This window comes from Sporichthyaceae bacterium (assembly GCA_036269075.1).
Taxonomy (GTDB): Bacteria; Actinomycetota; Actinomycetes; order Sporichthyales; family Sporichthyaceae; genus DASQPJ01.
Genome location: DATASX010000090.1, coordinates 1 through 11718, shown reverse-complemented (window position 1 = coordinate 11718; position 11718 = coordinate 1). Strand labels below are relative to the sequence as shown.

The window sequence follows — 11718 nt, the reverse complement described above, 5'->3', positions numbered from 1 at the left end:
GGGGGGGGCGGCCCCGCTTCGGGGTGGTTCGCAGGGCTACTTGCAGACCGGCCGCACGTAGCCGGGATCGCCGATCTTCGGGTCGCTGATCGGGTCCTTGATGCCCTTGCAGGAAATCTTGCCCGAGCCGCCGTTGCCGTCGCCCTTGGTGCCCTCCAGCACCTTCGGGTCGGCCGGGTGGAACGTCAGGTTCGGCTTTCCGGCCAGGGCCCCGTCCATCATCTCTTTCCAGATGGGGCCGGGGATCGCCGAACCGACCACCAGGTGGTAGTAGGTGCCGCCGATGTTCATGTCGCCCATGTGGTAGCTGTAGTCGTCCGGGTTGCCCAGCCAGACCGAGGTCGACAGCTGCGGGGTGATCCCCGAGTACCAGACCGCGATGTTGTTGTTGGTGGTGCCGGTCTTGCCGCCCGCCTCGCGGCTGTCGTTGAGGTCCATCCGCTCGCCGTAACCGCCCGGCTCCATGACGCTGCGCAGGATGTCGACGGTGGCGTCGGCGATCTTCTGCGGGACCGTCTGCTTGCAGTTGGCCGACGGGACCGGCAGCTGCTGACCCTGCGCGTCGATCATCGACTCGATCGCGATCGGGTCGCAGTGCACGCCGCGGGCTGCGAAGGTCGCGTAGGAGTCGGCGATGTCCAGCGGCGAGACCTCGTTGATGCCCAGCGTGTAGGGCAGGAACTCCTTCTGCGGCTTGCCGTCGGCGCGGTGCACGCCGGCCGCGGTGGCCATCTGCACCACGTTGCACAGCCCGACGTTCTGCTCCATCTGCGCGTAGAACGAGTTCACCGACCGGCGCAGTGCCTCGCGCATCGTGATCGAGCCGAACACGCCGTTGGTCTCGTCGTCGGTGAAGTTCGTCGGGTGCCAGCCGTCGGCAGGGACCCGCTTGCCCTCGCAGTTGGTCTGCGCGTAGAAGCCGCCGATCGAGTACGGCGAGTCGATCTTGAACTCGCTGCCGTAGCCGGCGGCCAGTGCCGCGGCGGTGGTGAACGCCTTGTGGGTCGAACCGTCCTGGAAGCCGCGCGAGCCGCCGTAGGTGTAGTCGGTGGCGTAGTTGACGGTGGTCTGGCCGGTTTGGGTGCCGTACTGCCGGCTGACCGCCATCGCCCGGATCTTGCCGGTGCCCGGCTCGACCGAGGCCAACGCCGCGGCGACCTTGTCGGTGGGGGAGACCTTGTCGCGGATGGCCTGCTCGGCCGAGTGCTGCGCCTGCATGTCCAGCGTGGTGCGGATGGTCAGCCCACCACGGGAGAGCAGGTCCTCACGCTCCTGCTCGGTCTGACCGAACACCGGGTCGTTGAGGATGACGTGGGTGATGTAGTCGCAGAAGAACGGCACCGGCGAGGCCGTGCAGCCGTTGGACGTCGGCGACACCCGCAGCCCGAGCGGTTGCGCGACGGCCTCGGCGTACTGGTCCGGGGTGATGTTGTGCAGGTCGCGCATCCGGGCCAGGACCACGTTGCGGCGCTGGATCGACTGGTCCGGGTTGGCGATCGCGTCGTACTTCGTGGGGCTCCGCACGATGCCGGCGATCATCGCGGCCTCGGTCAGCGTCAGGTTGTTCGAGCTCTTCGAGAAGTACCGCCGGGACGCCGCCTCGATGCCGTAGGCGCCGGCGCCGAAGTAGGAGATGTTGAGGTAATTGTCCAGAATTTGATCTTTGGACAGTTTCTTCTCGATCTCCAGCGCGTACTTCAGTTCCTTGAGCTTTCGGGTCACTGTGTGTTCGTGCGCCGCCGCGATCTTGTCCGGGTCGCCGTTGGCCAACTGAATCAGCAGGTTCTTTACGTACTGCTGCGTCAGCGTGGAACCACCTTGACCGGTACCGGTGGAAGAGTTCTTCACCAGGGCACGCATGGTGCCTTCAAGATCAATTCCACCGTGCTGGTAGAACCGGTAGTCCTCAATCGAGAGGATGGCCTGCTTCATCACCGGCGCGATGTGGTCCAGCGGGACGTCGACCCGGTTCTCGTCGTAGAAGCTGCCGATCCGGGTGCCGTCCTCGGCCAGGATCACCGAGGCCTGCGCCGGCGGGACCGTCGACAGGTCCGAGGGCAGAGCCTGGAAGTCCTTGGACAGGTGGTTGGCGGCGACTGCGCCGGTTCCGACGACCGGCATGAGGATTCCGGCCATCATCGCGCCGGACAGGACGCAGACCCCGATGAATCCGGTGACCTTCGTGCGACGACTGTGTTCTCGCGCGGGTGTCCAGGTGCCCAGCGCCGGCGTGATCACCATCGGCGCGCTCGTCACCTTGCGCCGCCACAGTTTCCTCATGTGACCAGACTAAGGCTGATCCAAGGTTCCTATCGGGTCCTTCACATAACGCTGACTATGCCTATCCAAACGATGTGTCCGAGGCTGTCACCGTTCGCGCATCTGGTCCGGATCGCGCGTTTTGCCTTTGCGTGACGGACTTCGTCACCGATGTCCCTCGCCTCCTCTAGCCCACACGGACCAACTCGTTCTACGCCTGTCTGACGATCCGCGATGGTTCTCGGGACGGCCGCTGCAAGCGCCATCGGGATGGAACCAAGTCGGGGCAGGACGCGTCCAACCCGACACGAACGCGTCGTGACAGTGGCCCGAATTGACTACTTCGGTTTGGTCCAAACGGGTCCTGTCGGACAGGAACCGAGTTACGTACGGTCACGTTCGGCGCTATCCGGCCCGGGGTGCGTCCGGGCTGTTTCTCGCCAGGGGGAAGGACGCGAGTCTATGTGGGACGTTGACTGGGCATCCCGCGCCCGGTGCCGGAAGTCCGCGCCTGATGAGCTGTTCGTCCAGGGTGCGGCGCAGAACCGGGCCAAGGCTGTGTGCATGGGTTGTCCGGTGCGCACCGAATGTCTCGCCGATGCGCTCGACCATCGGGTGGAGTTCGGGGTGTGGGGCGGCATGACCGAGCGTGAGCGCCGTGCGCTGCTCCGCCGGCGCCCCAACGTCACCTCCTGGCGTGGCCTGCTCGAGGCGGCTCGCGACGAGCACCTGGGCTCCCCGAAGGCGCTGCCCGAGGCCATCTAGGCAGAGGTCGACCGGCCGACCTGTGTTCGCGGAAAGCGCGAACCCGGGTCGGCCTCTCTGTGCCTTGAGGCGCTTCGCGCCGCGAGCGGGGCTTCGCCACCCGCGCCCCCGGGGACTACCTCGGACGCGCCCGGCGGAGCACATCCGCCGGGCGCGTTCATGTTCCGGGCCGGTCAGGCCCGCCGGCCAGGTCGGCGCCGACCCGGCGCAGCCCGTCGAGGTCATGAACGTCGGCCGGCTGGACCCCGACCTCCACCACGGCGATCGTCGGGTGCGCGACGGTGAACCGCTCGGTGAGGCTGTCCTCGCGGGCGACCACGTGCATCAGGTCGGCGTGCAGGCGCAGCAGGCCGGCAGTCAACACGGGCCCGGGCGCGTCGCCGGCGGCGTCGAGGTCCTCGGCGGCCGAGATCGCCCGTTCCGGCGACAGTGAAGCCGCAGCCGACCGATGCACGCGATTGAGCACCAGCCCGGCCAACGGCATCTGCTCGTCGCGCAACCGCTCGACGAAGTACGAGGCCTCGCGCAGCGCGTCCGGCTCGGGGGCGGCCACCACCAGGAAGCGGGTCTCCGGCGCCTTGAGCAGCCGGTAGGTCTCGTCGGCCCGTTCCCGGAAGCCGCCGAACATCGTGTCCAGCGCGGCTACGAACGCCTGCACGTCCTTGAGCAACTGCGCGCCGAGCACCTTGGTGAACACGTTGGCGACCGCGTTGAAGCCGATCGAGACGACCTTCAGGTACGCCCGGCCGCCGGCCTTGGCGGGCGCGGCCAGCAGCTTGATCACCCGCCCGTCGAGGAACGAACCGAGCCGCTTCGGCGCGTCCAGGAAGTCCAGGGCCGAACGGCTCGGCGGGGTGTCGACGACGATCAGGTCGGAGTCGGTGGACCGGCGCAGCTGGCCCAACTTCTCCATGGCCATGTACTCCTGCGTCCCGGTCATCGAGGACGACAACGACTGGTAGAAGGGGTTGGCCAGGATCGCCTCGGCGCGGCCGGGGTCGGAGTGGGCCAGCACGATCTCGTCGAACGTGCGCTTCATGTCCAGCATCATCGCCTGCAGCGAACCGCCGCCGGAGTTGTCGATCCCGGCCACCGGACGCGGGGTGTTGTCGAGCTCGACCAGGCCCATCGACTGCGCCAGCCGCCGGGCCGGGTCGATGGTCAGCACCACGACCTGCCTGCCGCGCTCGGCCGCACGCAGCGCCAGCGCCGCGGCGGTCGTCGTCTTGCCGACCCCGCCGGAACCGCAGCAGACGATGATCCGCACGGCCGGGTCGTCGAGCAGGCGGTCGACCCGCAGCGGGTCGGTCGGTCGCGCGCTCATCGGCCTGCCTCGTTCCTCGGCAGGCCGATGAGGCACGGTCGCGCAGTGTTGATTGATGAGCTCGCAAGCTCGCTCATCGATTGCCCCACTGGTCGCGCAGTTCCTCGGTAAGTCGGTACAGCCCGCCGAGGTCGATGCCCGAGCTCAGCGCCGGCAGCTCGTAGCGCGGCCGGCCGGTGGCGGCCAGCTCGGCCCGACGTCCGGCTTCCAGCTCCACCCGGACCGCGTGGTCCGCGGCCTGCGCCAGCAGTCCGTCGACGACCTTCGGTTGCACCGACAGCCCGACCGAGGTCAGCGCGTCGCGCACGGACTGCGCGTCCAACGTCCCGGCCGCGGCCGCGGCCAGATCGGCGTCCGGCAGCGCCGGGCGGCGGACCAGGTTGACGATCACCGCGCCGATCGGCAGTCCGGCGGCGGAGACCTCGCCGATGCCGTCGAGCGTCTCCTGCACCGGCATCTCCTCGAGCACGGTCACGAAGTGCACGGCGGTTCGCGGCGACCGCAGCAACGACATGATCGACTCGGCCTGGTTGTGGATCGGCCCGCCCTTGGCCAGCCCGGCCACCTGGGTGTTGATGTTGAGGAATTGCGCGATGCGGCCGGTCGGCGGCGCGTCCATCACGACCGCGTCGTATGTCGGCCGACCGCCGCGCCGGGTCCCGACCGCCTCGTAGGCCTTGCCGGTCAGCAGTACGTCGCGCAACCCCGGCGCGATCGTCGTCACGAAGTCGACGAACCCCAATCTGCGCAGGCCACGACCGGCGCGACCCAGGTGGTAGAACATCTCGAGGTACTCGAGCAGCGCCTCTTCCGGGTCGATGGGCAGCGCGAAGACCTCGCCGCCCTCCGGAGCGACCGCGATCCGGCGTTCCTCGTAGGGCAACGGCGCGGTGTCGAACAGCTGCGCGATCCCGCCCCGGCCCTCGACCTCGACCAGCAGTGTCCGGTGCCCGCCCGCGGCCAGGGCCAACGCGAGCACGGCGGCGACCGTGGTCTTCCCGGTCCCGCCCTTGCCGGTGACGATGTGCAGCTCGACCCCGGACCAGGCCGACTTCGCGCTGGGCGACATCCGGGCAGCTTAGGGCCGACCACCGACGGTGCTCGGGTCAGGCGGATCAGCCGCCACATATGCTCCGAGGCATGCAGAAGTGGGAGTACGCGACGGTGCCGTTGCTGGTGCACGCGACCAAGCAGATCCTCGACACCTGGGGCGCCGACGGCTGGGAGCTGGTCAGCGTCGTGCCGGGTCCGAACACCGACAACCTGGTCGCTTACCTCAAGCGGCCAACATGAGTCAGCGCAGCGAGCGAATCAATGTCGCAGTGCCCGCCACGTCGAACTCGTACGAGTGGACGGAGGTGCGCCGGTGAGTGATCGGTTGGAGAGGCTGCGCGAGCTCGGACTCGACCTGCCGCCGGTGGCCAAGCCGCTGGCTGCCTACGTCCCGGCGGTCCGGTCCGGAAATCTGGTGTTCGTGTCCGGGCAACTGCCGATGGTCGACGGGAAGCTCGTGCTCGCCGGCAAGGTCGGCGACGGCGGGATCACCGTGGAGCAGGCCCGGGGCCTGGCCCAGCGGTGCGCGCTGAACGGGCTGGCCGCGGTGGCCGAGGTCGCCGGCGGGCTGGACGCGATCGTGCGCGTCGTCCAGGTCACCGGCTACGTGGCCAGCCACCCGGACTTCGTGGCGCAACCGGCGGTCATCAACGGCGCCAGCGAACTGCTCGGGCACGTGCTCGGCGAGGCCGGGGTCCACGCCCGGATCGCGATCGGCGTGGCCTGCCTGCCGCTGGATGCGCCGGTCGAGGTCGCACTCACCGTCGAGGTGGCGGGCTAACCTCGGGGCATGACGGTCGTGCCGGAATCGCTGGCCGCTGCACTCGGCAACCGCAAGCTGCCCGATGCGTTCGCCGAACGTGCCCGACAGTTGGTCGCCGGTCGGTTGGCGATCGAGCCGGCCCGCGCCGCCGCGACCGTGGCGCTGCTGCGCGACACCTCGGACGGCGTTGAGGTCTACGCGCTGCGGCGGCAGTCGACGATGGCTTTCGCGGCCGGGCAGTATGTGTTCCCTGGCGGCTCGGTCGACCCGCGCGACACCGATGCCGGGCTGGGCTGGGTCGGCCCCGGCCCGGCTTTCTGGGCTGCGGCGTTCGCCGCACCCGAGCCCGCGGCCCGGGCGCTGGTCTGCGCGGCGGTTCGCGAGACCTTCGAGGAGTCCGGGGTGCTGCTGGCCGGTCCGGACGCCGACAGTGTCGTGGCCGACACCAGCGGCGATGACTGGGAGGCCGACCGTCGGGCCCTGATCGAGCGCGACCTCGCGTTCGCCGAGTTCCTGAACCGGCGTGGGTTGGCCGTGCGTGCCGACCTGCTCCGGCCGTGGGCCCACTGGATCACCCCGGCGATCGAGCCTCGGCGGTTCGACACCCGGTTCTTCGTCGCGGCGATGCCGGCAGGGCAACGCACCCGCGAGTTCGGCGAGGAGGCCGACCGGGTCGAGTGGGTTCGGCCACTGACCGCCATCGGCCGGTGTGCCGACGGCCAGATGCAGATGATGCCGCCGACCCTGGTGACGATGGCCGAATTGGGCGAGTTCGACTCGGTGGCAGCAGTGTTGGCGGCCCACCGGGTGGTCACCCCGATCGAGCCGCGCGTGGTGCTCGACGGTGCGCACGCGACCATGGTGCTGCCCGGGGACCCGGCCTGGGACCGCGGAATTATGATGCCCCGTCAGATCGACGACGACCCCGCGGCTAACCCGCTGTGACCGCCCCCGCCTGGTCGGGCGGGCCGATCAGCGCGCGCGCCCGGTGCGTGCTCGCGCCGAACCCGGGCCCGATGACGCTGGACGGTACGAACACCTGGGTGCTCGCTGAGTCGGGTGCTGGGTGCAGTGTCGTCATCGACCCCGGCCCGAACGACCTCGGCCACCTCGAGACAGTGCTGGCCGCCGCGACCGAGGCCGACCGTCGCGTCGGGGTGATTCTGCTGACGCACCGTCACTCCGACCATGTGGCCGGCGCTGCCACGTTCGCCGCAATGGCGCAGGCCCCGATCCGCGCCACCGCGCCGGAATGCCGCAGCCCCGGCGCCGGCGGCCTGGCCGAGGGCGATCGCATTACCGTCGACGGCCTGGACCTGCAGGTGCTGGCGACGCCGGGCCACAGTTCGGACTCGGTCTGCTTCCTGCTGCCGGCCGACCGGGCGGTGCTCACCGGCGACACGATCCTCGGCCGCGGGACCACCGTGGTCGCCCACCCGGACGGGCAACTTGGCGCGTACCTGGAGTCGCTGGGCCGGTTGCAGGCGCTGACTCGCGGCGGCGTCGACACGGTCTATCCGGGGCACGGCCCGGTACTGCCCGAGGCCGAGCGGGTCGTCGACATGTATTTGACGCACCGTCAGGAACGGTTGGAGCAGGTACGAGCGGCCGTGGCCGCCGGCGTCCGGGGCGCCCGAGCCGTGGTCGAGACGGTCTACGCCGATGTCGATCCCGAGCTCTGGTGGGCCGCCGAATGGTCGGTGCGCGCCCAACTGGAATACCTGGGCGAACCGCTCTAACTCGGTCGTGCACTGCGATCATCGATGATCGCAGTGGGCACTCTCATACGCGAAGTGGGCACTCTCATACGCGGAGCGGGCCCCACCGGCGGTTCGGCGAAACCCTCCTTAAGTTCGTCGCTCCGTTCCCGAAGTGTTGTTCCAATCCCCACGGGTAGCTATGAGGATCGAGAGTCAAGTTGCAGGGAGGCGACGACGATTTCAGAGATCAATTGGCTTGAGCGCGACCGCTGGAGCACCTTGCCCGGGTCGTACCGGTCGACGGGCGTGGGGACGTCCGCGGCGGGAGCAGTCACTCCGGTGGGGGCTAGGTTCGAGCGACAGGGTGGGGAATTGGTGCTGGTGGTGGGTGTCCGCGCTCACGAGGCCGAGCACGGCGCGATGATCACGGTGCCGGCTCCGGGTCAGCTGATGCGGCTGCGCGTGCCGCCGGGTACCACCAGTGGCCGACTGTTCCGCGTGCCTCGGTCCAGCACATTCGCGCCCGACGGCTTCGGCGACCTGTTGGTTCGCGTTCAGGTTCTCTGAGCGGGACGTTCAGCGGTTGGTGAGCACGACGACGGGAATCTCGCGCTTCGTACGCCTCTGATACTTCTCGTAGCCCGGGTACATCGCGACCAGCTCCGGCCAGTACTTGGCCTTGGTCGCGGCATCAGCGACGACAGCGCGCAGTTCCCGCTTGTTGCCGTCCATCTCGACGGTGACCAAAGGGTTTGCCACCAGGTTGTGGTACCAGGCCGGCGACCGGTCGTCGCCGCCGTAGCTGGCGACGATCACCGCGTCGTCCCCCTGCCGCAGGAAGATCAACGGCACCGTGCGCTCCTTGCCGCTCTTGCGCCCCACTGTGGTCAGCAGCATCACCGGCGCCTGCCCGAGGTGCGCCCCGACCCGACGACCGGTCGCCCGATACAACGCCGGGTGAAGCCGGTTGACGGCCTTCGCCGCGCTGTCCTTCGCCGTGCGCAGAACGTCCATCCGTGGCTCCTCGATCGTCCGTTCACCCGGCGCACTGCCGGTACAGCACCATCGGCTGCCAGGGTAGTGCGCCGATCGGACCGGCCAGAGCCAGTGCGTCAGCGCGGATGCTGCACCGTCCGGGGCCGGGGCCGGGGGTGGCGGGGGCGGAGCCCCCGCCCGCGACGCGGAGCGTCGCAATGAAAACCGCCCGCTTGGTTCGCGCAGTCTGCGAACAGGCGGGCGGTGAGGGCGGTGGCGGAGGGATTTGAACCCTCGGATGCTTGCACATCACGCGCTTTCGAGGCGCGCTCCTTCGGCCGCTCGGACACGCCACCGCGCAGGACGATATCAGTCAGCGACGTTGGGCGAAGAACGTCCTCAGGACCGTGGAGCACTCCTCGGCGAGCACTCCGCCGAGTACCTCCGGCCGATGGTTGAGCCGTCGGTCGCGGAGCACGTCCCACAGCGAATCGACCGCGCCGGCCTTGGGATCGAGGGCCCCGTAGACCAGTCGGTCGACGCGTGCGGAGGCGATCGCGCCCGCGCACATCGTGCACGGCTCGAGCGTGACCACCAGCGTGCAACCGGTCAGCCGCCACTCACCGCGGGCCGCCGCCGCCATCCGCAACGCCACGATCTCGGCGTGCGCCGTCGGATCGGCGTCGACCTCTCGCCGGTTGTGCCCCTGCCCGAGCAGGGTCCCGGCAGCGTCGATCACCACCGCGCCGACCGGGACGTCGCCATGCGTCGCCGCCGCGCCGGCCACCTCCAGCGCCGTGCGCATCCACGGGTCCCAAGGACTCAGCGGACGGTCTCCAACGCGTTCGCCGCGCCTGCCCGCTCGGCCAGGACGGTCAGCGCCTCGGACGGCAGCACCCCGTCGCCGGAGCACAGGTCGAGCAGCGCCTGCGCCGAGGTGCCCTGGTCGGCCAGGATCTCCAGGTCGCCCACCGGGCCGTCGTCGAGCTCGGTGTCGTCGTCCTCTTCGTCCTCGACCTCGCTCTCCAACTCGGCCACCACCTCGTCGTCCGGCTCCCCGATGCCCTCCAGCAGCATCTCCGCGTAGGCGGAGTGCTCGATGGCCGAGCGGTCGGAGATGAACACGCGCGGGTCGTCGTCACCGTCCACGCGGACCACCGCGAACCACATGTCCTCCTGCTCGAGCAGGAGCAGCCACGGGCCCTCCGCGTCCTCGTCGCCGGACGCCTCGCGCATGGCATCAGCGAGATCGGTCAGCGATTCGACCTCGTCGAGCTCGATGTCGTTGGAGTCCCATCCGTCCTCGGTGCGGGACAGCACGACCGAGAAGTACACCACTTGTCTCTCCCAGCAGATCGTTCTTGTCGGGTTCAGTCGGCCAGGGCCGAATCCATTGCCCGCCGAAAGGGTTCGGCGAAGCCGAGGCGGGCGGCAATGCTGTCGAGCATCTGATCGGGGTACAGGTCCATGTCGTCGCACAGTGCGCCGAGCTCCATCGGCTGGAGCCCGAGGTCGGAAAAGATCCCGAGGTCGCCGGCCGGCTGCGCGCGGTCGTCCTCCGGCCCGGGCATCGGCAGGTCCAGCGCCTCGAGCACCTCGCCGGCCAACGGGGACTCACCGGCAGCGGTCACGTCGGACAGCAGCAGCTTGACCTCGCGACCAAGTACCCGGACGGCGACGAAGAAGTCGTCCTCCACGGAAACCAGGCCGATCGCGCCGCCACCCCCGGACTGCCGACGCGTCGCCTCGACCAACTCGTCCAGATCCTCCCCAACAGTCGGCGGCAATGCGTCTGCCGCCCAGCGGTCGTCCTCGCGATAGACGACCACGGCGAAATCGGTCGTGGTCTCGTCCGACATGGCGACTCCCCACCTGAAGTCTCCGCAGGCCACCGAAGCCGGTGGCATGCTCGCGGCTTTGCCTGACCTCTCTCTCCGGTCGCATCCTGACAGATCATTCCCGGTCCGGGCAGCCCTGCGCCCGCACGGAAAGCGCTGTTCATGAGATCGTCTCGGCGGTTGGCAGCGAGAGGAAGAGGTGCGGCGTGCAGGTGCAGTTGGTCGACCATCCGTTGGTCGCCCACAAGCTCAGTGCTCTTCGCGACGTCGGCACCGCGACGCCGGCGTTCCGATCACTGTGCGACGAGTTGGTGACCCTGCTGGCCTACGAGGCCACCCGGCACGTGCGGGTGGCGGAGTGCCAGATACAGACCCCGGTGCAGGCCACCACGGGCGTGCGGTTGGCGGCGCCGAAACCGCTGGTCGTACCGATCCTGCGGGCCGGGCTGGGAATGCTCGCCGGGATGCTGCGCCTGCTGCCGGAGGCCGACGTCGGATTCCTCGGCCTGGTCCGCGACGAGGTCACGCTCTCGGCCGGGATCTACGCCGACCGGGTCCCCGCCGACCTGACCGGCCGGCAGTGCTTCGTGCTCGACCCGATGTTGGCCACCGGCGGCACGCTGGCCACTGCCGCGGCGCTGCTGCTCGGCCGGGGCGCGGAGTCGGTGCACGCGATTGCGCTGCTGGCCGCCCCGGAGGGGCTGACCAACCTGGACTCCAAGCTGGGCGACACCGCCGAGGGTCTGACGGTCGTGCTCGCGGCGATCGACCCACGGCTGGACGAGCACGGCTTCATCGTCCCGGGGCTGGGCGACGCGGGCGACCGACTGTTCGGCACTGCGACCTAGTCATCGATCAAGGGTGCGTCCGACTCGTCCGATAGCGTCGCCGTGAGGCAACGGACGGAGGCCGGATGACTGAGTCGCTTGGTGCGCGGATCGGCGTCGTCAACGAGTCGAGTCGCGGGGAGACGCGGGTCGCTGCCACCCCTGCGACGGTCAAGGCGCTGATCGGCCTGGGTTACCGGGTCGCCGTGGCCAC

The 11718-nt window shown here is 69.5% G+C and carries 15 protein-coding genes and 1 tRNA gene; 8 read left to right on the top strand and 8 right to left on the bottom strand.

What is annotated here, in order from left to right; translation table 11 throughout:
• Positions 1-36: 36 nt before the first annotated feature.
• On the bottom strand, positions 37-2280 hold the full coding sequence (locus VHU88_17080; protein HEX3613404.1) for a transglycosylase domain-containing protein: 2244 nt from the start codon (positions 2278-2280) through the stop codon (positions 37-39).
• A gap of 441 nt (positions 2281-2721) precedes the next feature.
• Between VHU88_17080 and VHU88_17075 the strand changes: the two genes are divergently transcribed.
• Positions 2722-3024 (top strand): WhiB family transcriptional regulator, encoded by a 303-nt coding sequence (locus VHU88_17075; protein HEX3613403.1) that lies wholly within the window; start codon positions 2722-2724, stop codon positions 3022-3024.
• A gap of 157 nt (positions 3025-3181) precedes the next feature.
• Here VHU88_17075 and VHU88_17070 read toward each other — a convergent pair whose 3' ends face one another.
• Together VHU88_17070 and VHU88_17065 are read right to left on the bottom strand one after the other, a co-directional pair.
• On the bottom strand, positions 3182-4348 hold the full coding sequence (locus VHU88_17070; protein HEX3613402.1) for an ArsA-related P-loop ATPase: 1167 nt from the start codon (positions 4346-4348) through the stop codon (positions 3182-3184).
• A 73-nt stretch (positions 4349-4421) separates the two neighbouring features.
• Positions 4422-5417 carry an ArsA-related P-loop ATPase gene (locus tag VHU88_17065; protein ID HEX3613401.1) on the bottom strand — a complete coding sequence of 332 codons (996 nt, stop codon included), beginning with the start codon at positions 5415-5417 and terminating at the stop codon, positions 4422-4424.
• A 71-nt stretch (positions 5418-5488) separates the two neighbouring features.
• Between VHU88_17065 and VHU88_17060 the strand changes: the two genes are divergently transcribed.
• From VHU88_17060 to VHU88_17040, 5 genes are all read left to right on the top strand, one after another.
• A complete protein-coding gene (locus tag VHU88_17060; protein HEX3613400.1) occupies positions 5489-5641 on the top strand; it encodes a hypothetical protein in 153 nt (50 codons plus the stop codon).
• A 73-nt stretch (positions 5642-5714) separates the two neighbouring features.
• Positions 5715-6182 carry a RidA family protein gene (locus VHU88_17055; protein HEX3613399.1) on the top strand — a complete coding sequence of 156 codons (468 nt, stop codon included), beginning with the start codon at positions 5715-5717 and terminating at the stop codon, positions 6180-6182.
• A gap of 9 nt (positions 6183-6191) precedes the next feature.
• Positions 6192-7109 carry an NUDIX hydrolase gene (locus VHU88_17050; GenBank protein HEX3613398.1) on the top strand — a complete coding sequence of 306 codons (918 nt, stop codon included), beginning with the start codon at positions 6192-6194 and terminating at the stop codon, positions 7107-7109.
• A gap of 71 nt (positions 7110-7180) precedes the next feature.
• A complete protein-coding gene (locus VHU88_17045; GenBank protein HEX3613397.1) occupies positions 7181-7903 on the top strand; it encodes an MBL fold metallo-hydrolase in 723 nt (240 codons plus the stop codon).
• Between the two features lie 24 nt (positions 7904-7927).
• Entirely contained in the window at positions 7928-8431 is a 504-nt protein-coding gene (locus VHU88_17040) for a DnaJ C-terminal domain-containing protein (GenBank protein ID HEX3613396.1), read from the top strand.
• 9 nt (positions 8432-8440) lie between these two features.
• Here the strand turns inward: VHU88_17040 and VHU88_17035 are convergent, their stop codons facing one another.
• From VHU88_17035 to VHU88_17015, 5 genes are all read right to left on the bottom strand, one after another.
• Positions 8441-8878, bottom strand: coding sequence for a nitroreductase family deazaflavin-dependent oxidoreductase (locus tag VHU88_17035; GenBank protein HEX3613395.1), 438 nt, complete (start codon positions 8876-8878; stop codon positions 8441-8443).
• Between the two features lie 232 nt (positions 8879-9110).
• Positions 9111-9195, bottom strand: a tRNA-Ser gene (locus tag VHU88_17030).
• A gap of 17 nt (positions 9196-9212) precedes the next feature.
• Complete coding sequence (gene tadA / locus VHU88_17025) at positions 9213-9644, bottom strand: tRNA adenosine(34) deaminase TadA (protein ID HEX3613394.1); 432 nt, start codon at positions 9642-9644, stop codon at positions 9213-9215.
• Positions 9645-9661: 17 nt separating this feature from the next.
• Entirely contained in the window at positions 9662-10177 is a 516-nt protein-coding gene (locus VHU88_17020) for a tRNA adenosine deaminase-associated protein (protein ID HEX3613393.1), read from the bottom strand.
• Between the two features lie 32 nt (positions 10178-10209).
• Complete coding sequence (locus tag VHU88_17015) at positions 10210-10698, bottom strand: tRNA adenosine deaminase-associated protein (GenBank protein ID HEX3613392.1); 489 nt, start codon at positions 10696-10698, stop codon at positions 10210-10212.
• 185 nt (positions 10699-10883) lie between these two features.
• Between VHU88_17015 and upp the strand changes: the two genes are divergently transcribed.
• Positions 10884-11525 carry a uracil phosphoribosyltransferase gene (upp, locus tag VHU88_17010; GenBank protein ID HEX3613391.1) on the top strand — a complete coding sequence of 214 codons (642 nt, stop codon included), beginning with the start codon at positions 10884-10886 and terminating at the stop codon, positions 11523-11525.
• A gap of 65 nt (positions 11526-11590) precedes the next feature.
• The coding region (locus tag VHU88_17005; GenBank protein HEX3613390.1) for a hypothetical protein at positions 11591-11718 on the top strand (128 nt) is incomplete at its 3' end.